The organism is Alkanindiges illinoisensis DSM 15370 (genome assembly GCF_000619845.1).
Lineage (GTDB): Bacteria > Pseudomonadota > Gammaproteobacteria > Pseudomonadales > Moraxellaceae > Alkanindiges > Alkanindiges illinoisensis.
The window spans coordinates 283,539-308,854 of sequence record NZ_KK211037.1 but is presented as its reverse complement, the minus strand read 5'-3'; the positions used below and the strand labels follow the sequence as shown (position 1 = coordinate 308,854).

At 45.1% G+C, this 25,316-nt stretch carries 27 protein-coding genes; 12 read left to right on the top strand and 15 right to left on the bottom strand.

Annotated features, from left to right (window positions below; genetic code table 11):
* The first annotated feature begins 21 nt into the window (after positions 1–21).
* The 7 genes from Q337_RS0115780 (at position 22) to Q337_RS0115750 (ending at position 5,936) form a co-directional block, all read left to right on the top strand.
* The gene (locus Q337_RS0115780; RefSeq protein ID WP_026472408.1) at positions 22–399 is read left to right on the top strand and encodes a Na+/H+ antiporter subunit C; all 378 of its coding nucleotides are present in this window, start codon (positions 22–24) and stop codon (positions 397–399) included.
* Positions 399–2,276, top strand: coding sequence for a monovalent cation/H+ antiporter subunit D (locus Q337_RS18115; RefSeq protein ID WP_084494898.1), 1,878 nt, complete (start codon positions 399–401; stop codon positions 2,274–2,276). Before Q337_RS0115780 ends, Q337_RS18115 begins: the two co-directional genes overlap by 1 nt.
* Positions 2,266–2,868 (top strand): Na+/H+ antiporter subunit E, encoded by a 603-nt coding sequence (locus Q337_RS18110; protein ID WP_084494897.1) that lies wholly within the window; start codon positions 2,266–2,268, stop codon positions 2,866–2,868. Before Q337_RS18115 ends, Q337_RS18110 begins: the two co-directional genes overlap by 11 nt.
* A complete protein-coding gene (locus Q337_RS0115765; RefSeq protein WP_407636795.1) occupies positions 2,864–3,139 on the top strand; it encodes a K+/H+ antiporter subunit F in 276 nt (91 codons plus the stop codon). The genes Q337_RS18110 and Q337_RS0115765 overlap by 5 nt, the downstream gene beginning before the upstream one ends.
* Before the next feature lie 69 nt (positions 3,140–3,208).
* On the top strand, positions 3,209–3,574 hold the full coding sequence (locus tag Q337_RS0115760) for a Na+/H+ antiporter subunit G (protein ID WP_026472406.1): 366 nt from the start codon (positions 3,209–3,211) through the stop codon (positions 3,572–3,574).
* 176 nt (positions 3,575–3,750) lie between these two features.
* A complete protein-coding gene (locus Q337_RS0115755; RefSeq protein ID WP_211253628.1) occupies positions 3,751–4,710 on the top strand; it encodes a lipase family alpha/beta hydrolase in 960 nt (319 codons plus the stop codon).
* 167 nt (positions 4,711–4,877) lie between these two features.
* Entirely contained in the window at positions 4,878–5,936 is a 1,059-nt protein-coding gene (locus Q337_RS0115750) for a lipase secretion chaperone (RefSeq protein ID WP_034280652.1), read from the top strand.
* A gap of 106 nt (positions 5,937–6,042) precedes the next feature.
* Here Q337_RS0115750 and rplS read toward each other — a convergent pair whose 3' ends face one another.
* The 12 genes from rplS to ispH all read right to left on the bottom strand — a co-directional run bounded on the left by rplS (position 6,043) and on the right by ispH (position 17,874).
* Complete coding sequence (rplS, locus tag Q337_RS0115745) at positions 6,043–6,417, bottom strand: 50S ribosomal protein L19 (protein ID WP_026472403.1); 375 nt, start codon at positions 6,415–6,417, stop codon at positions 6,043–6,045.
* A 289-nt stretch (positions 6,418–6,706) separates the two neighbouring features.
* The gene (trmD, locus tag Q337_RS0115740) at positions 6,707–7,477 is read right to left on the bottom strand and encodes a tRNA (guanosine(37)-N1)-methyltransferase TrmD (RefSeq protein ID WP_026472402.1); all 771 of its coding nucleotides are present in this window, start codon (positions 7,475–7,477) and stop codon (positions 6,707–6,709) included.
* Between the two features lie 72 nt (positions 7,478–7,549).
* On the bottom strand, positions 7,550–8,098 hold the full coding sequence (gene rimM, locus Q337_RS0115735; protein ID WP_026472401.1) for a ribosome maturation factor RimM: 549 nt from the start codon (positions 8,096–8,098) through the stop codon (positions 7,550–7,552).
* A gap of 21 nt (positions 8,099–8,119) precedes the next feature.
* Positions 8,120–8,377 carry a 30S ribosomal protein S16 gene (gene rpsP, locus Q337_RS0115730; protein ID WP_026472400.1) on the bottom strand — a complete coding sequence of 86 codons (258 nt, stop codon included), beginning with the start codon at positions 8,375–8,377 and terminating at the stop codon, positions 8,120–8,122.
* A gap of 134 nt (positions 8,378–8,511) precedes the next feature.
* A complete protein-coding gene (locus tag Q337_RS0115725; RefSeq protein ID WP_322835834.1) occupies positions 8,512–8,961 on the bottom strand; it encodes a type IV pilin protein in 450 nt (149 codons plus the stop codon).
* Entirely contained in the window at positions 8,951–9,484 is a 534-nt protein-coding gene (locus Q337_RS0115720; protein WP_026472398.1) for a type IV pilin protein, read from the bottom strand. Before Q337_RS0115720 ends, Q337_RS0115725 begins: the two co-directional genes overlap by 11 nt.
* Entirely contained in the window at positions 9,481–13,935 is a 4,455-nt protein-coding gene (locus Q337_RS0115715) for a pilus assembly protein (protein ID WP_407636794.1), read from the bottom strand. The genes Q337_RS0115720 and Q337_RS0115715 overlap by 4 nt, the downstream gene beginning before the upstream one ends.
* Before the next feature lie 64 nt (positions 13,936–13,999).
* Complete coding sequence (locus Q337_RS0115710) at positions 14,000–14,752, bottom strand: PilX N-terminal domain-containing pilus assembly protein (protein ID WP_026472396.1); 753 nt, start codon at positions 14,750–14,752, stop codon at positions 14,000–14,002.
* Entirely contained in the window at positions 14,749–15,714 is a 966-nt protein-coding gene (locus Q337_RS0115705) for a PilW family protein (RefSeq protein WP_034280649.1), read from the bottom strand. Before Q337_RS0115705 ends, Q337_RS0115710 begins: the two co-directional genes overlap by 4 nt.
* Position 15,715: 1 nt before the next feature.
* Positions 15,716–16,216 (bottom strand): type IV pilus modification protein PilV, encoded by a 501-nt coding sequence (gene pilV, locus Q337_RS0115700; RefSeq protein ID WP_026472394.1) that lies wholly within the window; start codon positions 16,214–16,216, stop codon positions 15,716–15,718.
* Positions 16,213–16,755: a prepilin-type N-terminal cleavage/methylation domain-containing protein gene (locus tag Q337_RS0115695; RefSeq protein WP_026472393.1), complete on the bottom strand. Its 543-nt coding sequence runs from the start codon at positions 16,753–16,755 to the stop codon at positions 16,213–16,215. Before Q337_RS0115695 ends, pilV begins: the two co-directional genes overlap by 4 nt.
* Positions 16,756–16,920: 165 nt before the next feature.
* On the bottom strand, positions 16,921–17,874 hold the full coding sequence (gene ispH, locus Q337_RS0115690) for a 4-hydroxy-3-methylbut-2-enyl diphosphate reductase (RefSeq protein WP_026472392.1): 954 nt from the start codon (positions 17,872–17,874) through the stop codon (positions 16,921–16,923).
* Between the two features lie 208 nt (positions 17,875–18,082).
* Between ispH and gmk the strand changes: the two genes are divergently transcribed.
* From gmk to Q337_RS18495, 4 genes are all read left to right on the top strand, one after another.
* Positions 18,083–18,709, top strand: a complete 627-nt coding sequence (gmk, locus tag Q337_RS0115685; RefSeq protein ID WP_026472391.1) for a guanylate kinase — start codon at positions 18,083–18,085, stop codon at positions 18,707–18,709.
* A gap of 100 nt (positions 18,710–18,809) precedes the next feature.
* Entirely contained in the window at positions 18,810–20,891 is a 2,082-nt protein-coding gene (locus Q337_RS18105; protein ID WP_051526948.1) for a M3 family metallopeptidase, read from the top strand.
* Positions 20,892–20,913: 22 nt separating this feature from the next.
* Positions 20,914–21,138 (top strand): YheV family putative zinc ribbon protein, encoded by a 225-nt coding sequence (locus Q337_RS0115675; protein ID WP_026472390.1) that lies wholly within the window; start codon positions 20,914–20,916, stop codon positions 21,136–21,138.
* Between the two features lie 54 nt (positions 21,139–21,192).
* Positions 21,193–21,666 (top strand): hypothetical protein, encoded by a 474-nt coding sequence (locus Q337_RS18495; protein WP_051526947.1) that lies wholly within the window; start codon positions 21,193–21,195, stop codon positions 21,664–21,666.
* Here Q337_RS18495 and Q337_RS19410 read toward each other — a convergent pair.
* Together Q337_RS19410 and Q337_RS19050 are read right to left on the bottom strand one after the other, a co-directional pair.
* A complete protein-coding gene (locus tag Q337_RS19410; RefSeq protein WP_026472389.1) occupies positions 21,663–21,845 on the bottom strand; it encodes a hypothetical protein in 183 nt (60 codons plus the stop codon). The two genes, Q337_RS18495 and Q337_RS19410, sit on opposite strands and share 4 nt — an antisense overlap.
* Complete coding sequence (locus Q337_RS19050) at positions 21,793–21,948, bottom strand: hypothetical protein (protein WP_169733772.1); 156 nt, start codon at positions 21,946–21,948, stop codon at positions 21,793–21,795. The genes Q337_RS19410 and Q337_RS19050 overlap by 53 nt, the downstream gene beginning before the upstream one ends.
* On the opposite strand from Q337_RS19050, the gene Q337_RS0115660 reads away from it, so the two are divergent.
* Positions 21,899–22,747: a DMT family transporter gene (locus Q337_RS0115660; protein ID WP_034280754.1), complete on the top strand. Its 849-nt coding sequence runs from the start codon at positions 21,899–21,901 to the stop codon at positions 22,745–22,747. The two genes, Q337_RS19050 and Q337_RS0115660, sit on opposite strands and share 50 nt — an antisense overlap.
* A 143-nt stretch (positions 22,748–22,890) precedes the next feature.
* Here the strand turns inward: Q337_RS0115660 and Q337_RS0115655 are convergent, their stop codons facing one another.
* Positions 22,891–25,110 carry a TRAP transporter large permease subunit gene (locus tag Q337_RS0115655; protein WP_026472387.1) on the bottom strand — a complete coding sequence of 740 codons (2,220 nt, stop codon included), beginning with the start codon at positions 25,108–25,110 and terminating at the stop codon, positions 22,891–22,893.
* Between the last annotated feature and the right edge of the window lie 206 nt (positions 25,111–25,316).

The window sequence follows — 25,316 nt, the reverse complement described above, 5'->3', positions numbered from 1 at the left end:
TATGGCAGAGGAAAAACCATCATGATTAGTCTGGAATTCCTGCTGGCAACCGGCATTGGGGTGGTTACTGCCTCAGGCATTTACCTGTTATTGCGTGGCCGCACTTTTCCAGTGATTCTGGGCCTGTCGCTGCTGGGCTATGCGGTAAACGTGTTTATTTTTAGCATGGGCCGCCTTAAGACCAACGCCGCACCTATTCTGGTGAATACCACGCAAAGTACCGATCCATTGCCTCAGGCACTGGTGCTCACAGCCATTGTGATTGGGTTTGCCACCACCGCCTTTGTGGTGCAACTGGCCTTGCGCAGTCGCCATGAAAGTGGCAGTGACCATGTAGATGCTGCCATTCCGGAACAGGCACCGCATACCATTCAACGCCAAGTGAAGGATGCGTCCTGATGTTTGCGGCCCTACTGGATTTCTGGCAGTTGCATACGCCGATTTTTTCCATTTTACTGCCGGCATTTGCAGCATTTAGCCTGATTCTGGTGGGCTATCCCAGCCTTGATTCCAACAAGCACAAACATCGCCTGCGCACCAGCCGCATTATTGGTCTAGCGGCAACCCTGCTGGGTTTTATACTGGCTATTAACCTGCTGGTGCAGGCCGATCAGGGTGTCATTAGAAGCTATTATCTGGGCGAATGGGCTGCCCCTTTTGGCATTGCACTGGTGCTGGATCGCCTGTCTGCCCTGATGATTATGCTGACCTATGCCCTGGCCTTGCCAGTGTTGTGGTATGCCACTGGAGGCTGGGATCAGAAAGGCCGCTACTTTCATGCCATGTTCCAGTTTCAGCTCATGGGTCTGTGTGGTGCCTTTTTAACGGGTGATCTGTTCAACCTGTTTGTATTTTTTGAAATTCTGCTGTTGGCATCCTATGTGTTGCTGCTGCATGGACAGGGCCGCATCCGTTTTCGCATGGGCGTGCATTATGTGGTGCTTAACCTGACTGCTTCTGCCATTTTCCTGATTGGCCTTGCCATGGTGTATGGCAATGTGGGTAGCCTGAACATGGCCGATGTGGCACGTTTGCTTCCCACACTGGAAAGTGACCAGTTTGCCATGGCGCAAGCTGCTGGCATGATTTTACTGGTGGTGTTTGCCATCAAGGCCGCCATTGTGCCGCTATCATTCTGGTTACCTAATACTTATGCCGCTGCTTCGCCACCGGTTATGGCACTGTTTGCCATTATGACCAAGGTTGGGGTGTATAGCATCCTGCGCGTCAATGGCACCATCTTTGCGGCAGCTACAGTCAATGCCAATCAGCAATTCATGAGCTGGCTTTTGCCGATTGCCCTGCTGTCCAGCCTGATTGGTATCATTGGTGCACTGGCTGCCCATAGCATGCGCCGGCTGGTGAGCTATATGCTGCTATCCTCGGTAGGCACCATCCTGATTGGCATTGCCCTGCCCAGTATTGCCGCATGGTCAGCCGCCCTGTTTTATTTAATTCACAGCACGCTGGTGGTAGCTGCTTTTTATCTATTGGTGGAATGGATCAGCTACCAGCGCAGTGCGGTAGAAGATACCCTGCATCCGGCCATTGCCATACAGCAACCGGTCTTGCTGGGCATTTCCAGCATGGTGATCATGATGATGATTGCCGGCCTGCCGCCTTTTAGCGGTTTTTTGGGCAAGGTCATGCTACTGCGCAGTGCAACCGAGTTACCCGGCACGTTCTGGATATTTTTAACAGTACTGCTGGTCAGTTTTATCAGTTTGATAACGCTGGTTCGCATGGGCATTACTGTTTTCTGGCGGGTTGAACCCCCCAATGAACTGATCCAGTCACAATACCTGCAACCCGAACGGGTGATACCGCATCGCCTGCCACTGGCTTTTTTTAGCCTGCTGGCCCTGTTGTTATTGCTAATGGTGTTTGCTTCACCTGTGCGCCAGTACACCAGCGCCACCGCCGCACAGCTCCAGAATGCGCCTGCCTACCAAAAGGCAGTGCTGCAATATGATGCCAGTAACCAGCCCATTAGCCGCCGTCCCTTTGATTCATCCTACCTGCCCTATATTAAAAATACCCAGTCCACGGCAGTGACTGATAATCTGGAACAGGAAGACGTCATTGAAGACCCGGCGCTTGTGGATCAGGCTAAAGTGATTGAAAATCCGCCTCGTACTATTGCGGACAATCCGGCTGCGCCATTGCCTGCTGTACCAACTGCCGGGGCTGAGCCAGCAACGCCGTCTACCGTACCTGAACTTCCCAAGCAGGTTAGCGCTGAACTCAAACCAGCGAGGTCTTCAAATGCGCCCTAAGTCCATCTGGATTGACCGCTTCCAGCGCCTGTTTCCGCATCCGTTTTTATCCTTGATTCTGGGCGCAAGCTGGCTAATGCTCATGCATAGTGTGGAAGCAGCGCATGTGTTGCTGGCTGTGCTGGTGGCTATCATTTTCCCCAAGCTTAGCCAGTACTTTATCCAGCCCGCGCAGCCCGTACACTGGCCTACCGCTATCCGGCTATTTTTTGTGGTGCTGTGGGATATTCTGGTGGCCAATATCCGGGTGGCCAGACAGGTGCTAGGGCCTTTGCACAAGCTGCACCCCAAATGGATTCGGGTGCCGCTTGATACCACTCACCCCAAGGTCAACACCTTATTGGCACTCATTATTACCACCACGCCGGGAACTGTATCAGCGGGACTGGAAGACGGGGAAAATAACATTCTGGTGCATGCTTTGAGCACCGATGACCCCAATGCAGTCATTGAAGAAATCAAGCAGCGTTACGAGCAGCCCCTGATCAAGCTGTTTTATGCCCAGCCCAGTGAATGGCCTGATCCTTTCAACAGTGAGCCAAGACCACAACCCAATCAACTCCAAAGCAAGGACACCGCGCATGATGATTGACTGGCTCAATCTTGCCCTGCAAATCAGTATTGGTGCAGTGAGCTTTGCCATTGCCCTGTGTACCTGGCGCCTGCTGGTTGGTCCTTCGGTGATAGATCGCCTGCTGGCACTGGATACCCTGTTTTTAAATGCCACGGCACTGATTGTGATTCTGGGCATGTACTGGCACAGCTTTATTTATTTTGAGGCAGCCCTGCTGGTCGCCATGCTGGGCTTTGTTTCCACTGCGGCACTGGCGCGTTATTTTACCACTGGCCATATTATTGATTAGCTTTTTAAGGCCTGGCTTTTTAGTGCGTAGCCTGCCATTGATTAAAACTGCACTGATCAGGAGTGATACATGAATAGCCTACTGGAAATTCTTGCCATTATTTGTGTATTGACCGCCTCACTATTTCTGGTGATTGGTGCTATTGGCCTGTTTCGCCTGCCCGACCTGTTTATGCGCCTGCATGCACCGACCAAATCCTCTACATTGGGACTGGGTGGTGTACTCGTTGCTTCCATCCTGCTGTCCATCAGCTTTGGCCGTTTTGGTATGGCTGAAATTCTCATTAGCCTGTTGGCTTTTATGACAGCACCAGTTTCTGCCAACCTGATGGCACAGGCAGCCATTCACCTGAATTTACGCTCGCAAAGTGGTGATGTGCCCGAAGCCATTGATCGCCCGCTCCCATGGCAACGTCCGCGTGAAACAGAAGATTAAATTTTATACTGCCCAATAATTAAACAAATAGATTAAAAATGCGACAACGTTCCCATTATGTCGTGCCAGTCATCCTCCACAGTTCGTCCTCTTTTTTAAAAAGCATATTATTTAACCGACCTTAAGTAAAACTAATAAGGTTCTCAGGACAATTTTAATAATGAGGAACGGCAATGATGCTGAAAAGTAAACTAATCACCGGTCTGGTCGGCCTAACACTGCTGGGTAGCAGCTCTGCCTTTGCCGCCTTACAGACCACGCCTACCAACTCCAAGGCCACCTACGCCAAAACCAAATATCCCATTGTATTTAACCACGGTATGTTTGGCTTTACCCGTCTGGGCGTGCCTGAGTTTGGACTGGATTATTTTTATCAGGTACTGCCTGATCTGGCCAGTAACGGTGCGACAGTCTATGCCACGCAGGTTTCTCCCCTCAACAGCACTGAAGTCCGTGGCGAACAACTGGTCAAGCAGGTTGAAGAAGTACTGGCGATTACCGGTGCCAAAAAAGTCAACCTGATTGGCCATAGTCACGGCGGCCCAACCACCCGTTATGCAGCAGGGGTTATGCCGTCCAAGATTGCTTCAGTGACCACCGTTGCCGGGGTGAATAAAGGCTCCAAGGTTGCTGATTTACTGCTATCAACAGGCGTTGGCGCACAAGTGGTTTCGGCCTTTGTTGAAGCCACACTGGTGCCAGTCATGAACTGGGCACAAGGAAAGCCAAACCTGCCCAGCAACATGAATGCGTCCCTAAAAAGCCTGAGCACTGAAGGTTCACTGGCCTTTAACAAGCGCTTCCCAAATGGCATTCCCACCACCGAATGTGGTCAGGGCACAGCAGTCACCAATGGCATTTATAACTATTCGTGGACAGGTAACAAGACCGTGACCAATGTGCTGGACCCGGATACCATCGTGGTTGGCCTTGCAGGACTGGCTTTTGGCTTTACGGATAACGATGGCCTGGTTGGCACCTGTAGTGCGCACTTTGGCAAGGTCATCCGTGATGACTATGCACACAATCATCTGGATGAAGTAAACCAGATTCTCGGTTTACGTGGCCTGTTCAGTCCTGATCCGGTTGAACTGTATCGCCAGCACGCCAACCGTCTAAAACTGGCAGGCCTATAACCTGCCCTCCACCCATGACATGCTTTCATTTTGTTGTTTCAGCATGTCATGGCGTGTTTCATTTATTACCTATCCGGTTGGCTCATGGTCTGTTCGTCTGGCCTTACTGGATTTGCAAACCTGCATCAGGTTTACTGATTAAATTTCCTGTTTATTAAAATCTGCAAATGAAAAAAAAATACTTTCTTGCTTCTTTGCTGGTGGTTGTGCTGGCAATTGCGGTTATCTGCCTGATCCTGTGGCTAAAACCGGACAATTCATCCACTGTGACTTCAGCTAACTCTGCCACAAATTTGTCCAATAGCATGCTTGAGGACAAAACCGTGTCTGATCCGACAGCGAATGATACCAGCAGTAATCCGACTGAACCCGCAGAAGGCTTATCTGCTTCATTACAGGATACGGAAATTGACTGTGCGCTAGAAGCAACCCCGGCAGGCCAGTTGGTACTGAATGTCAAAATTCGCCGCTGCTTTGAATATTTCCTCACCCAGATTGGTGAAAAATCGCTTGGCAGCATTGATCAGCAGGTCAAACAGTACATTCAGCACAATCTGCCGACCAACGCCGCAGCACAAGCCACTGACCTGTGGCAGCGCTACCTTAAATACCGTGAGGCCGAAGGTAAACTGCAAAACAGCGGTGCCAATACAGACCCTGATCATTTACAGCGGGTACTGGATCAACTCACTCAACTGCGTCAAAAATATTTTAATCCAGCAGAACTCAATGCCCTGTTTGGCGATGAGATGACTTACAACCAGTACACTATTGACCGTCTAAGCATTCTGGATAATAAATCACTGAACGCAGCACAAAAAGCCCAGCAGCTCAAACAGCGTTTTGCACAATTGCCACCAACGCTGCAAAAGAATCTGGAAGACATGAGCAAGCTGCAAGACTTACGGGCATTAACCCAGCAAATCAGGCAAAAAAATGGCAGCAAGGCTGAATTGCAGCAAATGCGTGAACAACTCGTTGGGCATGAAGCAGCAGAACGGCTGGAACAGCTTGATCAATCACGTGCCAACTGGCAAAGCCGGGTACAGGATTATTTAAATCAGCGCCAGACTATTTTAGCCAGCAACCAGGCCCCAGAAGACAAACAGCGAGCCATTACTGCCCTGCGTGAACGCCAGTTCAGTGATGACGCCGAGCGCCAGCGCGCCGTGACCTATGAGCATTTTAGGGATCAAGGCACCAATATTAACGAGCTATTGCAATAAACCAAACCATTAACAGCAGACGGGTTAAACCCATAAATAAAGTTTTTAAGGCATAAAAAAACGCACCAAATAGATGGGTGCGTTTTTTATGCGAAACAAATGCGGATTAAGCAGTTGCTTTGCGCGCTGGTAACTTCTCACGGATACGTGCAGATTTACCTGAACGGTCACGCAGGTAGTACAGCTTGGCACGGCGTACATCACCACGACGTTTCACTTCAATGTTGGCAACAATCGGAGAGTGAGTCTGGAACACACGCTCAACACCAACACCGCTAGAAATTTTACGCACAGTGAATGCAGAGTTTAAACCGCGGTTTTTAATCGCAATAACTACGCCTTCAAATGCCTGTAAACGCTCACGGTCACCTTCTTTTACCTTAACCTGAACAACAACAGTGTCGCCGGGCGCAAAAGCAGGGATATCGGGTTTCAACTGAGCATTTTCAACAGCTTGAACTAAAGGATGCTTGCCACTCATGGTGGATACTCCTAACAATGTGGTCAACCTGAATTAAAAAAGCAGGTCTGACGCACTGGGGACAGAGGCTAAAGCGCATATCTCCCGTTATGGTTTACCTTTAAACCATATCACTATGGATCAAAGGCGCTTTACAAATAACCGATTAATCCTCGGCTGGGGATGAGGCGCGATCAGCAGCGATTAATAATCGATGCCGCGCCACAAGAGAAAAACCAGGTTTTTCTAAAGCGATAAAGTATGAGCAGTATTGCTGCGCAAGGACTTCATCTCGTTACAAGAACAAAATCTACGACTTTTTAACACTATCAGATAAAGCAGTGTCCACATCATCTTTGAGCCATTTCTTCTGCTGCCGTGTGAGTTGAACACTGGCAAGCAATTCAGGTCGACGTGTTTTGGTACGCTGGTAGCGCTGCAAAAAACGCCATTTTTCAATATTTAAATGATGGCCAGTTTTTAACACTGCCGGAACAGCAACACCATTAAATATATCAGGCTTGGTATAATGCGGACAATCCAGCAAGCCATCCACAAACGAATCCTGCTCTGCCGACTGATTATCCGACATCACATCAGGCAAGCGGCGAATCATACTATCCAGCATCACCATGGCAGGCAGCTCGCCACCAGTGAGTACATAATCGCCAATTGACCATTCCTGATCAACATACTGCTCAATAATGCGCTCATCAATGCCTTCATAACGGCCGCACAATACAATCAGGCCATCATGTTCAACTAGCTGCTTAACCCCTGCTTCATTCAGCGTGGTGCCCTGTGGCGACATATACACCACGGGAACTCTAGAATAACCTGCGCTTAAAGCCAATGCTTTGGCATGCAATATGGCTTTTTCCAAAGGCTCAGCCAGCATCACCATGCCCGGCCCACCACCAAATGGACGATCATCCACCCGGTGATAATTGTCTGTCGTAAAATCCCGGGGATTGATACAACGAAACTCAACCTGATTTCGCTTAATGGCACGCCCGGTAATACCAGATTCAGTAATGGCATGAAACATATCAGGAAATAAAGTAATGACTGCAAGCCACATCGCAACATTACCCCTTACTGATTAAACTGAATCTCGCTTAACACTATTGAATTAACAGTGCGTGCCTGAGAGTTAGTAATCGGCGCCCCAGTTTACCCGCATCTGCCGTGCTTCCAGATCCACATTCTGCACTACATCTGCGTGCCACGGAATCATGCGTTCTTCGCCATCAATACTCTCAGCTGTAGCGCGTACCACCATTACATCATTGGCACCGGTTTCAAACAGCTCGGCAATTTGGCCCAGATTCACGGGTTCACCGGCGTCATCAGTACCTAGTACAGTCAGGCCTACCAGATCAGCCCAGTAGAACTCATCCAGGCCAGGTTTGGGTAGTTGGGATTTGGATATCCAAATGTTAACACCCGATAACTGCTCAGCAGCATTGCGGTCTGAAACATCCTTTAATGAAACAACCAGTCCCTTACCCTGAGTACGCCAGCGCTTGACATCTAACGTTTTCCAGCCAGTGGAGGTTTCAATCCACCACGGCAGGTAATTAAACAGATTGGCCATGGGATCCGTATGAGAATACACCCATAGCCAGCCCTGAATACCATAAGCGGCACGCAACTGACCAATTTGAATGCGGTCAGCAGGCGGCTGCAAGGTAGTATTCATGGCTTAAAAGTCTATTAAAAATTAAACAGCAGGCTGTGCTTTAGCGCTTTGAGCAGCAATTGCAGCAACGCGGTCAGAAGGTTGTGCACCAGTACCAACCCAGTGATTATAACGCTCAGTATTCAAACGAATTTTTTCAGCATTACCTTGAGCAGTCGGGTTATAAAAACCAATACGCTCAATGAAACGACCATCACGGGCATTGCGGCTATCAGTTACAACGATTTGATAGAATGGACGCTTTTTTGCACCGCCACGGGCTAAACGAATTACAACCATGATACACCTTTATGATTCTTACGGATCTGCTCTGCACCCGACCACCGGATACGCTTTAGACCCCTTTCAAGAGGGCGGTATTTTACTTGATCTATTTTCAAATTAAAAGAATTTTAATCAAGGGAGAAAAATATTTAGCGACCTGACCAGTCTGAAGTGGCAGATAAACTACAAGCTGTGGCGGCTGTAGTCCAAAATTTTTGACCCTGATTATTAAGACAAATGACTCCATCACCTGCTTGCTGGGTTCCTGTTATAGGCGTCGCAATCAATGTCCAACTATTGGCGGTGGCTGGGGATGGACTAAACGCCAAATTATATAACGCTGTCCCTTGTTTAGGGGTGGTATCTCCACCACCATATACTGTAGATACAGTTGCACCTGCAAAGTTACCGTTTGCAGCACGATAACTTTGCATACGCTGAGCAATATAAAGCATTTCGCTTTGCGCATCAGTCCGTTGAGTTCTTATTTTATATTGGGTATAAGATGGGTAAGCAATAGCAGCCAGAATACCAATAATCGCAACCACAATCATAAGCTCTATAAGCGTAAAGCCTCGTTCACTCTGGCTATTCATCATCACTATCATCCTTGCAACTTTCATAGTCATTTAATTTGGTTAACGACTCTGTTGCTTTAATTTCACAATTAATGCCGGTGCTTGTTAATAGCATGGCATCATTTTTTAAATCTTCAGGTATAGCTTTAATTGCCCAGCTTTGCCCTAAAATATTGTCAGTTGATGAAGATAATGGCTTTTTTTTAAACAAATCCACTAAAGTCAGGGTGTATTTCTTATTGGTAGTACTCCCTAACGGCAATTCTAAAGTGCCATGGGATTCATCATAATAGTTTGCCGGGCTGCCATTATCATCTATATAAGAGTATAAATATGATGGATCAAAACCTTTATAGCTAAAATTTTTTCCTTTATGTCTTTCCAGCTGTTCAGCCAGTTTAAGCATTTCTTGTTGAGCAGCTGACTTGGCGGCTCTTCTTCCATATTCTGCATAGGTTGGTATGGCGATTGCTGCCAAAATGGCAACAATCATCACAACTATCATTAACTCAATGAGCGTAAAACCTTTATTCATTCGATTCATGAGCTAGGCTCCTGTCTTGCATATTTTTCGTACCATCGATTAGGAATAAGCTTCAATGCACCACCCGTATTCAGAAAGTTTTTACCAGTAACACAATCATTACCCTTACAAGGCTTACAATTTGGCCCTGTACAAATATCATTAGGATCTGGAACCACTAAACTTCGCTTATAAACATCGTTGTCTGTACCGCCCCCTACATTAAGGGTCACAATGCCAGAACCTAAATTATATCTATAGTTGGCATCTTCTTTACAAACACCTGTTGGCAAACATAAGCGTTGGGCAAAGCTATGTCCTTTTACGCCAGCACCGCAGCTCGAAGTAGTACCATTGTTTGAAGCATCAAACTGAGTAACATACAAACTGCCTTCTAATGCAATAGGATTGGTTAACGCCTTAATAATACTTGCGCTTCCATTACTATCATCGAATTTTTTATTAAAGAGATAATACCAACCTCCCCAACCACTAGTTTTATCAATAGTAGTGGTTGTCGTTGCATCATTAATATATCTCAATTGAGTTGCTGAAGGATCAGTAGCAGTTGTTGCAGCTAGTGTTCTGGCTGCCATATTACTACTTGGATAACGTCCTTCACTGGTGCTTGGATATACATCATAATCATATATCGCATAAGCTCCATCATACTGTAGGCCACTTGGATCTTTCTTTTGAGGTGAATCGCTAGTTGCTAGTAAAGGTGAGCTTTTGTTACCAGAAACAAATGTTACCAAGACAATATTTCCGCCATAAATTTTTTCACTACCAGCGCTATAATGTGCTGTAAACACAGGTAAAGTATAAAAACGTGGACTGGTACCATCTGTTTGATGTAAGTTTAAAATTCTAGTAGTCTGTGTTGTAAAGGCCGTTTTGCTTCCATCATTTTTAAAATCAACACGAAACGCCTGTCCAGCAAGATCACCAAAATACACATGATCAATCATACCATCATTATTTCGGTCTATAGCCCGAATTTGACTGGCTACACTATATTTTAACTCGCTATTGCTATCTGAGTCGGCATTCCAGAGTAAGTCTCCGCTATCAGCATCAAACATGTATACGCCAGCGCCAATTTTATTATCTTGATTATAATTATAGGTTTCATAACCAGCGTAACCAGTGCGAATGCCCTCAGCATAAAGCCCATCACCATGAACTCCACCAGCATCATAACCACCACCAACAAACATCACTAGTTTACGCTTACCTTTCCAGTTGACATACCCCAGAGTAGGTTTAGACCAGCTTTGACCCATTTTAGCAAGTGCAGTAAAGGTAGTTCCTGAAGGATTATCCTTGTTGTAAACCTTACTGGTTGAAGGATCAATATGAAATTTGATTTTAGGGTTATTAATATCGGTTAGGTCAAGCGCATAATAACTACGTCCACCCATGCGCATGCCTCCATAAACCCATTGTTTACCACTTAGGTTTTCCTTTTCTTCGCTATCAGCATCCCTAGCAGTACCTTTAACTGTTAATGTACCATTAGCTTTGGTCACATAAACAGTATGTGCAGTCCATTCACCATCAATGCCGTAATAAAGTGCTTCTTTACCACCAGCGAGGTTACCACCACCGTTTTTAAAAGTTTCTGATTGACGCTCAATAATTTCTTTAGGCACAAAGGCAAATTTCTCTACCCCTGTAGTGGCATCAACTACTTGTACTAAACCTTGGGTTGTTCCAAACAGCACATAATCTTCACGACCTGTACTACCTACACTGATCTTACCTGTCGTGCTATCTTTTGTTGCAGTTGCCTTACCTTCCTGCGTTAGTAGCACAGGATTAGAGTGCATGATACTGCCCATTTGCCGCACTTCTGCAGTTTGCGTGCTTAAATCCAAACCATTAGTATTGGTATCACTGGAAATATTGTAACCCAGCAAGCTCATTAATGCGCTGGCATAGGTGGTATCTGTTTTGGTCTTATCATTTGAAGTATAGGTATAATTTATTTTTACCAAATCAAAATCACGAGTTACTCGCTCGCTTTCAGCCTTTGTACCGTCATAACTATAATCAGTAAGCAGGTTTCTAGCAGTGGTAGTTTGGCCTTCTGCATTTGTTCCTGTGCCTAATGGTAACCGACTTAATGCACCGCCTTTCTTAAAAATAGGCGTACTTGCTGGATAATCAATGCCTCCTTTCGCCCAGATATCTGCCAGATCCTGCAATTTACTTTTTTTAACGACAAGATTGTTGTCACTAGCTGTTTCACCTGCATAAACACTGCTATTTAGAACATAGTATTTTTTCAAGTTACCAAACCAGATTTGCTGTTTATCTGCAGGATTAACTTTTGGTTCAAACTGTGGAAAATAAGAATACGGCTGTACTGCTGCAGGATTTAAGGCATCTACAGGAATGGTTGATGAACCAGTACTCATACTAGGTATATCTTTAATTAGATCACCAACAAATTTATTAATGCTATTTGATACATCTTCGGGTTTTGAGCCAGCAATCCACCCTCCTTCTCCAATTGTACCCCATGTTTTTGCATCTTCTACGTCATCACTGGCTGTAGTTCCTCCACCAAAACTACTACCAAACCCCACAACGGCTGTCTTAACTTTTACACCTGCTGGATTTTTAGCTGGAGCAAGTAATGCCTGCGCATACTTCCCAATACATGCCCAGCTATTATTCAGATTTGAATATCCTGTACGGCTACCTAAGGGGCTACTATTACAAGTAAATAGACTACTCTTGTCTCCTAATGATTGTCTCATAAGAGCATAAGCTGTTCCACTCGTACCATCATCACCTACAGCCCAGCCATTAGGCTCAGGTTGACCATCTGTTAAGAAATAAATGCCCTGTCCACTACACTCACGTTGTGCAGCATTATCCTTTTGACCAGCAATAGAAGTTGGTGCAACATAATTTGTTGAGCCAGTAATTGAGTTTGTGCCATTATCAATTTGTTGTGAACTTGTCCAGCCTGAATAAGTAGCGCCATCTGATGCTGTAGACGATCTAGGATCATTAGCAGCATAAAATAGTTCTCTATTGGCATTATTTGTAAAATCATAAACCAAGCTTGTAGAGCCCGCTGGTGGTGTCCAACTTTTATTGCTGTCTTCACACCAGCGTATTATTATTGGCGAACCATCCGGTTTTTTATATGTTCTATAGCTATTAGTTGGGTTTAAGGGAGACTTGCAAGGATAATTGCTTGTTCCATTCGTCTGTCTATTTCCTAAACTTTGATAATACCTAATATTATAATCACTAACATTAGTATTCGTTCCCATTAAATATGCTGCTGCTTCTGCATAAGCATAAGGTGTTGGTGTACCCCCATTTGCATTGAGGTCTTTTAAAGTGGTTAATAATAAATCTCTTTGAGTCGTATTAATAACTTTATCCCGATATTTTGTTACTATTCGAGTTTTTGTAACCTCTCTATATTTGGTTACTTGCCGAGTTCTCGTTACGTCACGATATTTTGTAACAGGACACGTTGTATTAACAGGTCTTGGTTCTTTTATAACTTCATAATATTCTGTTTTACAAGTTGACCACAAGAATCCACATCCCTCATATTCATTACTGAGAGTTGTTCCAGGAAAACCTGTAGGTTTAGAAGTTGATTCGCCACTCCATCCTTTACATACATAATCAGCAGTCCATCCGCCATTACACGTTTGATATTTTGTAGATGAACTAAAAAAACTCCTTGTTTGTATCATTCTCCAACGGGGTTTATTAAAGGTCTGCTCTTGATTTACAACACATGCTTCTTGAACTACATATGGTTCTTGCTCTGTATATGTTTCAGTTTCTGTGTAGGGCTCTTGCTCTGTATATGTTTCAGTTTCTGTATAGGGTTCTTGAATTGTGGTTGAGTTTAAAACTGTACCTAAGGCTCTGGCTGGCACTCGAACATAACCATTATTTCCTGCAAAAGTGGATAGTCCTACAATAATTTTATCATCAATTTTAGGGACAGTTTGTGTTCCTAATAATGTCTGTCGTAAACCGTCCTTTAAGCGAGTTAAACGATCATAACAACGATAAGAATTGTCAGTTTGCTTCTCACAACCAGTTTTAGTATCTGTAACTTTTGAATTGCTTGCTGCTACCACTGCTGTTACAGGACAATAATATCGTGTGTAATAACTTGTAGTCGCGGTATCTGGTAGTATTCCTGTATTTGTTCCTGAACAAACACCATAATCCTCTTGAACACTCATAGAAGTATATGGCACATACTTATTTTGATTATTATTCCATATTGTATAGCCCTCTCCCCAGCCCATACTTCCTGACAAGTCTAGCATCATCATTAACGTCGTATTGCCAACAGCATCCTCGGGTACTTTATAAATTTCAATATCGCTGGCATAAGTTGTTGGTATACCTGCGCAAATTATAGCTGTTACAGCAAAACCAATACTCGCTGCTTTAAATTTTTGCTTGGCACGCATCATGTGCTCCTTATAATCCAGTGCATCTTTAAAATTCAGTCTTAATTTTTTCATCATTGACTCTCCTTTATGATGCACTTACAGGTTTCAAGGTATATTCCATTTCCTGAGAACTATATGGCACATTCTCTTCTGCCAAACAGTCTGTTACTGTTTTATTGCCTGCAACAGGATCAACAAAACTAGTGTAATTCGTCAGACATGTATTAATATCTGCAGTTGATGAACTGCTTAAATTGGGTATCAGTGAAGTAACGCTTACAATTACCTTTTGAATCTGATTTGTTTTTGACATTAATGGATCATCGCCCTCAAGCATATGCTCCCAATCTTTCCCTGCATTTGCAGGACGTATCGCCACGCGAGTCACTACTGCTGCACGTTTACTAATAAAATCTGCTGTGCGACTTAATTTACAAAACCCAGTGGTGCCCTGCTCAGTGTTTTTAATTGCTGTGCCATCCCAATACACTACACTGGCGTTACGACTACCTTCTAAACTATTTGCTTCATTACCGCGAATACAAAACACCAGCTCTTTGCCTTTATTTTCCGGACGCAAAACATAAGCCAGCATACCATCACCAATTTGCATCTGGGTTAAGGTCAAATCGTTGGATGTTTGATTTTCAAGGCTAAAAAATACCGCGTCAGAAGCCTGCTGTAATAAAGCTTGTGCTTGGGCATTAGTGGCAATATTTAATGATGTCATACTGCCACGTATAGCCCATGTTCCTACAATAGTAATAACCACCAAAAGAACAAGTACTACAATGAGAGTTGCACCTTTTTGGGCATTGGAAGGAATAGATTGATTCATTTTCCTTCCTCCTTCAGTCCAAATCCATTACGCAAAGCAATTGTTTGAGTTACCACTTCTCTAACATATAAATTATTTTTTGCATCGTCTATTAGCGGCTGATCAATATCATAAATCTTATATTGTTTATCCGCTTTGGTTAAACCATGGTTACCTACTGTATCAGATGAACGCACCAATAAACCAAGCTTAATGGAAACGATTTGTGGCTTACTAGCAAGATCAAGATAATCATTAATGTTGATATAGCCAAAACGATCCAACACACCATCTTGTCCGGCTTTACTTGGTAATACACTTTCATCTAATGTATCTTGTGCCACACCTAGTAAAATATGCATATGGTCAACACGCGGAATAATAATTTCCCCATTTCCACCTAAATCAGTTAAAGCTGTATTAGCATCACCTGTATAAGAAGTGGCTTTACAAGCCAATGCTAAGGGTTCATTAGGATCATTATTAGTATTACTATCTTTTCTTATAAAATAGCGCTGAACTACATAAGCATTCGCTGCAATAGTGTGTCCTTCACAATCATACTGATTACCTACTGTGTTTTTATATTGAATTACTAATTGATCACTTTTTTGATCTTTTAAGTTAGATAGACCTACTTCCCCTACTGTCATGAGTGAATTAGTACTTTCTGATCCATTAATTGTAAAATCTGCTACTGGCACACTGCTTAAATTTGAATGACTTAAAACCAATCCGCCATGAAGCACTGCAGGGTCAATAACTGGTGTAGCCGCGCCTAGATTTGCTAGCCGTACATCTCTTAAAATGTATTCCAGACCAAAACTACCACTGTTTTGCAAACTGGCAGCACCCTGCTGTAAAGCCATACTACGTTGTCCTGTAATAAATAACTGAGTTGCTGCTGCGGTCACCATCAGTCCCAGAACAATAGAAATCATTAGTTCAACTAATGTAAAACCATGCTGTAAAGGCAGTTTCATTTTAAAATGCCTCCATAACAATACATTGGGCATCAGGTACATAAGTCCCTGAACTCATACAACTGGAGACGTCATCACTAGCAATGGTTGTTTTACCCCACGCTACATAAATACAGCTACGATTACTACCATCACAGGGATGCATAATAATTGTTTGGCCTTTTTCATTTGCTTTAGTAATTATTTCATTAGCATCATAGTCTGCCATCTTGGTCCTATCACAATCAGGCTCATAAATAGCAGTCGAACCCAGACAACCTGTTTCAGTTTTTTTATCATTAATCGCAGTAATATAACTATTTAACCCTAAACGATTAATCCGAATTCTTTCAGCCAAATCTCTTGCCAGATTCATTGCCATTGTCCGGTCAGTTGCTTCGGCAGTCGCTTCCATAGCCCGTAATTGCAATGCAGAAAAACCCAATACCCCAATGGCCAAAATAACTAAGGCAACTAATACCTCAATCATGCCTACACCACGTTGATAACTAATACTCATCATGTGCATGCCCCTGTTTCATTATGAATTTTTTCTATAACCCCAATTCTTGAAATTGTAATCACTCTAGATTCTTCTAATTTGGTGCTACACAACGTGAAGGTTTGAAGTTGAGGGACAACAATAGTTTCTGGCTGTGTAACATAATTTGCATCATAGTTAGGATCGAGAGGATTACCAATAGCATCCTCTTTGGCTTTGTTATAATTAGGATTATTAATCCGACTAGAACCGATACCAATTGGACTAAAAATTACCTCTTTGGCATCACTTGATAATTCAATATCTTCGTATTTAGATATCCAATAGAAATTAGTCATTGTGTTTGGGCTGTTTTCAAATTTTACAGTAACATCTTTACGCAAAACTGCAGACTGACTTCGTGCCTGACCAAAAATATAAGCCAAATCCTGTGCAGTAGTATTTAACCTTTGCTTTGCCACTAAATTGCTCATCGATGGGGCAGCAATCATTGCCAAGATAGCAATAACAGCAATCGTGACCATTAACTCAACCAGCGTAAAGCCCCGACTACTTTGCATACCCATCACCCTAACTTGCACAGGTTCATCCTGAACACTTCTCTAATGCCTAGACTAAATAGTCTATATCTGCAAAGCAAGCAGTAGGCGACTGACGCCTACAAAAGCATGATGAGTTACAATTTATAGCTATTTATTAGCTTTTATATTTCTAAAAATGTGAACTCAGTCAACTTGATGGGTGGTTATTCTTAATTCACGAGGTAAGGTAAATATAATGTTTTCCTCACGGCCTGCCAGCTCCTGTGGCAAGGTAGCACCCCAGGATTGCAAACGCTGGATCACTTGGCCAATCAGTACTTCAGGTGCCGATGCGCCGGCTGTAACGCCAATTTTGCAGTCATTGAAAAACCACTCTGGATTTAACTGGTCTGCATTATCAATCAGGTAAGCCTTCTTGCCCATGCGTTCTGCCAGTTCACGCAGGCGATTGGAATTTGATGAGTTGGGAGAACCTACCACCAGCACGACATCGCAACGGCTGGCAAGATCACGGACTGCATCCTGTCGGTTCTGGGTGGCATAGCAAATATCGTCTTTGCGCGGCCCCTGAATATTAGGAAAGCGGGTACGCAAGGCATCAATTACACGCGCGGTGTCATCCAGCGACAATGTGGTCTGGGTCACAAAAGCAATGCGCTCAGGATCACGGACTTCAAGGCGGGCAACATCCTGTTCATCTTCAACCAGATAAATAGTGCCACCAGCACTTTTATCATATTGCCCCATGGTGCCTTCCACTTCAGGGTGGCCCTGATGTCCAATCAAAATGGCGTCGATACCGTCCCGGGCATAGCGGGTGACTTCAATATGCACTTTGGTTACCAGCGGACAGGTCGCATCAAACACTTTCAGGCCACGGCGGCTGGCTTCTGCCTGGACTGCCTTGGACACGCCATGCGCACTAAAAATTACAATGGCATCATCCGGTACCTGATCCAGCTCCTCAACAAAAACTGCACCTCGGTTGCGCAGATCATCGACCACAAACTTGTTATGCACGACTTCATGGCGTACATAAATGGGTGGCTCGAACAGTTCCAGTGCACGGTTAACAATGGCAATGGCACGATCAACGCCAGCGCAAAAACCACGGGGATTGGCTAATAAAATGTCCATGTTATACCTTTACTGATGCACTATACCGGTTCTAGATAAGGCGGATTGGCCAGACTACAAGTTTAAGCCAGATTATGGGTGACTGACTGTTTTTATCCAAAAATATTGGATTGCACTGGTTTCCAGCGTCATACGGGTTGCCATACTATATTGGCCGCCAGATTTTCGCTAAACTAGCCCATATTGCTCATCATACAGGAAAGCGCTTATGTCTGGTTTATTGTTTGTGGTTGCTGCGGCATCCGGCACAGGCAAAACGTCTCTGGTTAAGGCGCTGCTGGACCGGGTGAGTGATATTCATGTGTCGGTGTCACACACCACTCGCCAGCAGCGTCCCGGTGAGCTAAACGGAATTCATTACCATTTTACCACGGTAGACAGCTTTTTAGAGCTGGTGAATGAAGGTGGTTTTATTGAGTATGCCGAGGTGTTCGGCAACTACTATGGCACTAGTCAGGCCGAGGTGAAAAAACAACTGGAAGCTGGTCATGATGTGCTGCTTGAAATTGACTGGCAAGGGGCTGAACAGGTGCGCCGCCTGTTTCCGGACAGCAAGCAGATTTTTATTATGCCGCCCTCACAGTATGATTTGCGTGAGCGCCTGTCTGCCCGCGCGCAGGATAGCCTCGAGGTGATTGAGCAACGTCTGGCCGGTGCGATTACCGATATGCAGCAATATATTAATTTTGATTATCTGGTCATTAATGATGTGTTTGATCGTGCGCTCCATGATATTGAAAGCATTATTCATTCCTGCCGCCTGACCATTAGCCAGCAGTCCAAACGCCACCAAAAACTGATTAAAGCACTGCTGACGCCAAATCCCGAGTTGTAATAACTAGCGTCAAAAATCAGGTATTAACAATTGTGGCTTGCATAAATCAGGAATTGCCCTTACATCTAGTCTATGTTTTTGGATAACAAGATGATTGATGATGAATACTGCCGTTTCCAGCCTGCCTTTGGCCAGCATTGACTTACCGGACTTTAGCCAGCTCGGAGTGGATGAACTAAAACAAAATGTTGAAAGTGCGCTACAACAAGCGCAACAACAAATTGAGCAATTTCCGGAACAGCTCCAAGACGCCCAATACGCGCTTGAACTGATTTTTGAGCTGGATCATGCTGAGAATGCGCTTCAGCAGCATTGGGGCGTGTTGTCGCATTTAAATGCAGTTAAAAATAATGCTGAGATTCGGCAGGTTTATCAGGATATTTTGCCTGTCCTCAGTGACTATTACACTCAGCTTGGCCAGCATCAGGGCTTATATCAGGCCTATCAAATGGTACAGGCCTCGCCTGCTTTTTCTAGTTTAAATCCAGCACAGCAATCCGCCATTAACCTGGCCCTCCGTGATTTCAAGCTCACTGGTGTTGCACTGGAAGGCGAAGCCAAAGCCCGTTATGGCAAAATTTCAGCGCGGTTGTCTGACCTGTCTTCTACCTTTTCCAATCATGTGCTGGATGCCACGCAGGCCTGGAGCATGCCGCTTAGTGATGCACAATTACAAGGCCTGCCCGAAAGCAGCATTGGTTTACTCAAACAACTGGCAGAACAGCGTGAACAAACCGGCGCGCTGGCCACGCTGGATTTTCCAGTATATCTCGCCATTATGACCTACGCCGAAGACCGCGATCTGCGTGAAACCGTTTATCGCGCCTATGTAACCCGTGCTTCAGAGCTGGGTGATTCCCAGTTTGATAATAGCGAACTGATGCAGGAAATCTTGCAATTGCGGCAGGAAATGGCAGCACTACTGGGTTTTAAGGACTATGCTGAATATTCACTGGCCAGCAAAATGGCACCATCCGTGGATGAAGTGAAACAGTTCTTGCTGGATCTGGCTGATAAAGCCCGTGTACCCGCACAAACCGAGCTTGCGCAACTTCAGCAGGAAGCCAGTGCACATGGTATTGATCAGGTTGCACCGTGGGATACGGCGTATCTGGCTGAAAAAATCAAGCTGCGTGAATATAAGCTGTCACAGGAAGAACTTAAGCCTTACTTTCCCGCACCTGTGGTCATTGCCGGGCTGTTTAAAATTGTTGAGCGCCTGTACGGTATTCAGATTGAGGAAAAGCGGGCGCCTGTATGGCACTCCAATGTGCATTACTATGAAGTGAGTGAACATGGTCAAGTAATTGCCGGGTTTTACTTTGACCTGTTTGCTCGCAGTGGCAAACGCGGCGGTGCCTGGATGAGTGGTTTCCGTTCACGCATGAAGATCCGTAATGCCATTCAGCTTCCCATTGCCTTTATGGTGGGAAATTTTACCCCGCCAGTGGGCAACAAACCTGCCCTGCTTACCCACGATGAACTGGTCACCCTGTTTCATGAGTTTGGTCATGGCATGCACCACTTGCTGACTGAGGCTGATGTGATTCATGTGGCAGGTACGCATGGGGTGGCATGGGATGCAGTAGAGCTGCCCAGCCAGTTTATGGAATTCTGGACATGGGATGAAGAAGCCTTAAGCCTGATTAGCCGTCATTTTGAACGTGATGAAACCCTGCCCAGCGAGCTACTGAATGCCTTGCTGGCTGCACGCTATTTCCAAACTGGTATGCAAACCTTGCGGCAAGTGGAATTTGCCCTGTTTGATTTGAACATTCACAGCACAGTGCCTGCACCGGATACCGTGCAGATTCAGCATATTCTGGATGAAGTGCGCCAGCAGGTGGCCGTTTTGCCAACTGTACCTTATAACCGCTTCCAGCACAGCTTTAGCCATATTTTTGCAGGTGGCTATGCCGCAGGCTATTACTCTTATAAATGGGCTGAAGTGCTGGCCAGTGATGCCTTTGACCGCTTTGAAAAGGAAGGACTGTTTAATGCGGAAACAGGCAAAGCCTTCCGTAATGCTATCCTGGCAGTGGGAGGCAGCGTGGATGCACTGACGGCGTTTAAAAACTTTCGTGGCCGTGAACCCCAACTGGATGCCTTATTGCGGCATAATGGCTGGAGCAATGGGTCTGATGGTAGCCCTGCATCCGATTCTGTTTCTACCGCTGGATAAGCTTTTTTTATTGAGAACCTGCATGACACCCAAAAAACGTTTTATCGCTGGTGCAAAATGTACAAAATGCAATGCTCTGGATCGTGTGGTGCTGATGACCACGCCTGATGATGAATGGATTGAATGTGTAGAATGTGGTGCCAGCGAGCGTCGTCCCACCAGTATTGACCAACTGGAAAACACAGTTACAAATTCACCATCAAAAGCTGATGAAGTGGGTGTAGTGCAGTTCAAACCGCTTCGCTAGACTCAAATCATTAAAGATTCAAGTGATTAGAGAACAGAACATTGGAGAACACACATGCAAGATCCAGAACAAACACCAAAAAGTAAGCGTTGGATGATTATGCTGGGCGTTGTCATTTTACTGTTTATTTTGTATTACATTGCCTCTTACGCGATTAATGGTAAAAGTCTGGACAGAGACCAGAAAGACCCACAGCCTGGTTCTTCCATTAATCAGGATACCCAAAAAAGTACGACTGATATTGACCGTAATAATGAAGCACCGCTGGCGCCCTCTACTAATGAAACCAGCCAGAATCAGCAACCTGCTGGCAACTCTATCATTGACACCAATCTGCTAACTGCGCCTGTACCACAGGATGCTACTGTAGCACGTGAAGAAATTAGCCGTTTACAGGATCAGCAAGCCCAGTTAACTGAGCGTAAGGCGTTACAGGAACAACAGCTTAAAGATTCTGACAAGCTGGTTGAACTAAAAGAGAAATATCTGGCTGACCTACAGGCTCAACTGGATAAATCCAACGCTTAATTGCGTGTTTTATGATTTTCCTTTAACGCATTTCTGATTCCTGCCTGACCAAGCCTTGCATTCCAAGGCTTGATATCAGGCAGGATTTTTATTTTGCCGATTTTCTGTTTTAATAGCCTTGTAGTCTTAAACCACAGATGCTTTGCTCTTATACTGCTGCGCATACAGGCTACAGGCATTGGTTTTGACTTCCTCTCCCGTTTCTATTTCTCCCGCCTTGTCACGTTCAGTGATGACAGGCTTGTTACTGCTATCAGTCTCTGCCTTTTTGTTTGCCAGCATGGGTGTACTCATTCGTCTCGCCTCGCACACTGTTGACAACCCAACCATTGTGTTTTTTCGCAATGCAACCGGGCTTTTAGTTCTTACGCCCTTCCTGTTAACCCGCAGTCAATACTCCTTAAAAACAGAGCGCTTGTGGATGCATGCCTGGCGTGCCGTTGTTGGCTTAATTGCCATGTATGGCTTTTTCTATGCCATTGCTCATTTAAAGCTGAGTAATGCCATGGTATTTACTTATTCATCCCCTGTGTTTATTCCACTGGTAGCCTGGTTGTTCTTAAAGGAAAAAATTACAACCATGATGGCCATAGCAGCCAGTTTGGGATTAGTGGGCGTTGTGCTGGTGGCCAAACCTGATACTGGCATGTTTAATGTCTTATCTGGCATTGGACTGGTGTCCAGTTTTCTGGCTGCCATGGCCTTTGTGACAGTACGCGCGCTGACTGACACTGAACCTGCCACCCGGATTGTGTTTTATTTCTGCCTGTTTGGGACGCTGCTGTCTGCGATTCCAATGTTCTGGCTATGGCGCACGTATAGCGTGCATGAAATGCTGTTGCTATGTGGCGCTGGTGTACTAGCCACGCTTAGCCAGATTTGCCTGTCCAAAGCCTACAGTTGTGCACCTGCCGGCCAAATTGGACCAGCCAATTATCTTGCGATTATTTTTGCAGGCATTTGGGCTGCTGTGTTATGGCAGGAATACCCGGATTCCTTAAGTATTATTGGCATGAGCATTATTTTACTGGCGCTGATTTTATGTATGCCACGTTTTTCCCGGTTGATTCGCTTGCCCTAAAGCTAAAAATGTTAAGTCTAAAAACTTGACCGCTAACCTGTCCTGGCATCAAAGCTACACCATAAAACCATACTATAAAATCAGGCCATAAAAAACGGCATCTTTAAGATGCCGTTTTTTTAGCTGATCACACAGATGATGGATTAATACCAGCCAAACATCTTGAAGATATAAGGCGCGAAGGTCACGACCATCAGGGCTGGGAACAGCACCATAATCGGCAGCAGCCAGCGTTCATAACGATAGTAGAACTTCGTGTACTTGGCCTTGGCTTCTGCATCAGCCGCCATGACCTCCTCATCCCCCACCGAGAGCCGCGTAAGCAAGTGGTTAAGCGCCACGGGTGGTGTGACATAACCCAGCTCAAACGCCACCAGACAGATCATCCAGAAGTGAATTGGGTTAATACCATTAGCATATGCCACTGGTGCAATGGACGCTGCCACCAGAATAACTGCACCAAACGGATCGGTCGTCATACCAATACCCGCCAGCAACAGAGCAATAAACAGCAAGGAGATGTAAACGTTATTCAGATGAGTTGGCAGCAGATGAACAATTTCGGTTTTTTCAACCAGACCACCCACACTGGCAGACAGCGCCATCAGAATAATCAAGGCGCCAATATGACCTACCGTTTCTGAAGTTGCAAAACGAATGGCAGCTTCAAAACCAGTACGGCGTTCCTTACCATGAGCATCATGCGTACGTAAATAAGGTGAGCTTGCAGCATGTTCCTGTACCATTTTTTCATGGTCATCAGCGGTTTGACCATAAGCCATGGCAGCCGAGCTTGGCTCACGGCGAATTTTATCAAACAGAACGATGGCCAGCAAAATCAGCGGCAGAATCATTGGCGCGGTAAATTCATTCATCTCAGTATTGAGTACATACCGATAGAACAGCACCACAGCCGCAGTAATGATGACATAAGGAATTACAGGACCAAGCGCGCGAACCATGCCTGGAATCGCAACTGTTGGGGAATTGATGCGGAATTTTGACTCGGCAAAAAACAGTGAAACAGTCAGGAAGAACAGTGAAATAAACCAGAACACGTAAATGCCATGATCAAACAGTTCATCCGACGTCACATGCTTACTGTCCAGCATGGCAATTAATACCACCAGCAAACACGGACGGATCACCATACCCAGCGTACCGGACATGGCAGAAACGGCCAGCGCATACTGGCGACGCGCGCCCGAGTTCCAGACTTCCTTATAGATCAGCGCACCGGCCGCCACCACGAAAATACCTGATGCACCGGTATAAGCGGTAGGGATAGAAGCCCCAATCAGGATAAGCCAGGTTAAGGTTTCAGGTGAGAAATTCCATGGACGTAAAATATTCAGGAACAGGTCCATTACCCGGGTCTGGGTTAACAGCATACCCACCCAGATGAATAAACCCAGTGCCAGGAAAATTGCCACGTAATCGGTTAAGAAGCCTAAGTAAATGGCCTGCCCAACCGAATAATCCATAAAGAAAATAAAGGCAATGCCAGTAATGATTGCCATCCAGGCATATAACGGTACAGCCATCAGGGCCAGACCAAAACTGCCACCTTCCTGCTTGGGTACTTGTGGCTTAATCAGGCGGAACAGACTGATCAAGGTGGTTGCAACAAATAATGTGGCCCACAGGTAATTAATGATTAGTGCATTGGGATCAACCGCAACCCCGGAATTAGCCAGAGACTTGATGTAGCTAATCACAGAATATGACAGAAAACCGTTGGCCAACAGCATTGCTGCATCATGCACCAGATAGTCCATCCGGGTTACGGCAGGACGCAAACCAATATGATGCTTGTTCAGGGTCGCAGTAAGCGCTGCAATCACCACCATAATGACCAGGAACAAATTGCGGTTTTCAGTACCAAAATGGAAAATGGCAAAAAAACCGGTTTCAATGGCACGGAATACTTTTACGCCAGGATGGGCATCAATGTACTTCTGGGTATTTTCATAAAACTGATATTTTTCTTCACAGACCTGTTGCGCTGCCAGTAATGACTGGCGTACCTGCGCTGGGTCTTGTGGCCCAAACAGGTCGGCAAACTCATCATCACTGGCCGCACCGCCACCAGCCATCTGCTGTTGAACCTGTGCTTCAATGTCAGGATGACGTTCACATTTTGGTGCTACAGGATCTGCACGTAAGAATGAGTACTGAACTCCAGTGGCAGGATCCCCATATAAATGCTCACCCACACGCAGGAGCTGGCCATGAATCATCTCGCCAGTGCCAATAATGAGTGTTAATACCAATATGAGAAAAATCGGAAGGGTTGAAAACCATTCCGACCATGTACGGTTTAAAAAGCCAGATTTGGCTCCTGGCGTAGGATTGGATTGCATAGGCATTCTGCCCTTATTGTACGATAAATCTTACGAGAGTTAGTCCTCTCACCCTCACGGCGAAATCACGATACATTTTTTGTCGTTTTGTATGACAGAAAATCGTTCTGAAACGCATTTTGTCAGTATCATGCACCATTTAACTCGCACTCGACTATGACATTACGAACATTTTTTTAATTAAATTTGATCAATTTGATCGGAAT

What these genes read in the sequence shown, in the direction of transcription:
- Q337_RS0115780 (WP_026472408.1), top strand. Translation starts at nt 22, where the DNA reads ATGATTAGTCTGGAATTCCTGCTGGCAACCGGCATTGGGGTGGTTACT.
- Q337_RS18115 (WP_084494898.1), top strand. Translation starts at nt 399, where the DNA reads ATGTTTGCGGCCCTACTGGATTTCTGGCAGTTGCATACGCCGATTTTT.
- Q337_RS18110 (WP_084494897.1), top strand. Translation starts at nt 2,266, where the DNA reads ATGCGCCCTAAGTCCATCTGGATTGACCGCTTCCAGCGCCTGTTTCCG.
- Q337_RS0115760 (WP_026472406.1), top strand. Translation starts at nt 3,209, where the DNA reads ATGAATAGCCTACTGGAAATTCTTGCCATTATTTGTGTATTGACCGCC.
- Q337_RS0115755 (WP_211253628.1), top strand. Translation starts at nt 3,751, where the DNA reads ATGCTGAAAAGTAAACTAATCACCGGTCTGGTCGGCCTAACACTGCTG.
- Q337_RS0115750 (WP_034280652.1), top strand. Translation starts at nt 4,878, where the DNA reads ATGAAAAAAAAATACTTTCTTGCTTCTTTGCTGGTGGTTGTGCTGGCA.
- rplS (WP_026472403.1), bottom strand. Translation starts at nt 6,417, where the DNA reads ATGAGTGGCAAGCATCCTTTAGTTCAAGCTGTTGAAAATGCTCAGTTG.
- trmD (WP_026472402.1), bottom strand. Translation starts at nt 7,477, where the DNA reads ATGTGGCTTGCAGTCATTACTTTATTTCCTGATATGTTTCATGCCATT.
- rimM (WP_026472401.1), bottom strand. Translation starts at nt 8,098, where the DNA reads ATGAATACTACCTTGCAGCCGCCTGCTGACCGCATTCAAATTGGTCAG.
- rpsP (WP_026472400.1), bottom strand. Translation starts at nt 8,377, where the DNA reads ATGGTTGTAATTCGTTTAGCCCGTGGCGGTGCAAAAAAGCGTCCATTC.
- Q337_RS0115725 (WP_322835834.1), bottom strand. Translation starts at nt 8,961, where the DNA reads ATGATGAATAGCCAGAGTGAACGAGGCTTTACGCTTATAGAGCTTATG.
- Q337_RS0115720 (WP_026472398.1), bottom strand. Translation starts at nt 9,484, where the DNA reads ATGAATCGAATGAATAAAGGTTTTACGCTCATTGAGTTAATGATAGTT.
- Q337_RS0115715 (WP_407636794.1), bottom strand. Translation starts at nt 13,935, where the DNA reads ATGATGCGTGCCAAGCAAAAATTTAAAGCAGCGAGTATTGGTTTTGCT.
- Q337_RS0115710 (WP_026472396.1), bottom strand. Translation starts at nt 14,752, where the DNA reads ATGAATCAATCTATTCCTTCCAATGCCCAAAAAGGTGCAACTCTCATT.
- Q337_RS0115705 (WP_034280649.1), bottom strand. Translation starts at nt 15,714, where the DNA reads ATGAAACTGCCTTTACAGCATGGTTTTACATTAGTTGAACTAATGATT.
- pilV (WP_026472394.1), bottom strand. Translation starts at nt 16,216, where the DNA reads ATGATGAGTATTAGTTATCAACGTGGTGTAGGCATGATTGAGGTATTA.
- Q337_RS0115695 (WP_026472393.1), bottom strand. Translation starts at nt 16,755, where the DNA reads ATGCAAAGTAGTCGGGGCTTTACGCTGGTTGAGTTAATGGTCACGATT.
- ispH (WP_026472392.1), bottom strand. Translation starts at nt 17,874, where the DNA reads ATGGACATTTTATTAGCCAATCCCCGTGGTTTTTGCGCTGGCGTTGAT.
- gmk (WP_026472391.1), top strand. Translation starts at nt 18,083, where the DNA reads ATGTCTGGTTTATTGTTTGTGGTTGCTGCGGCATCCGGCACAGGCAAA.
- Q337_RS18105 (WP_051526948.1), top strand. Translation starts at nt 18,810, where the DNA reads ATGAATACTGCCGTTTCCAGCCTGCCTTTGGCCAGCATTGACTTACCG.
- Q337_RS0115675 (WP_026472390.1), top strand. Translation starts at nt 20,914, where the DNA reads ATGACACCCAAAAAACGTTTTATCGCTGGTGCAAAATGTACAAAATGC.
- Q337_RS18495 (WP_051526947.1), top strand. Translation starts at nt 21,193, where the DNA reads ATGCAAGATCCAGAACAAACACCAAAAAGTAAGCGTTGGATGATTATG.
- Q337_RS19410 (WP_026472389.1), bottom strand. Translation starts at nt 21,845, where the DNA reads ATGCCTGTAGCCTGTATGCGCAGCAGTATAAGAGCAAAGCATCTGTGG.
- Q337_RS0115660 (WP_034280754.1), top strand. Translation starts at nt 21,899, where the DNA reads ATGACAGGCTTGTTACTGCTATCAGTCTCTGCCTTTTTGTTTGCCAGC.
- Q337_RS19050 (WP_169733772.1), bottom strand. Translation starts at nt 21,948, where the DNA reads ATGCTGGCAAACAAAAAGGCAGAGACTGATAGCAGTAACAAGCCTGTC.
- Q337_RS0115655 (WP_026472387.1), bottom strand. Translation starts at nt 25,110, where the DNA reads ATGCAATCCAATCCTACGCCAGGAGCCAAATCTGGCTTTTTAAACCGT.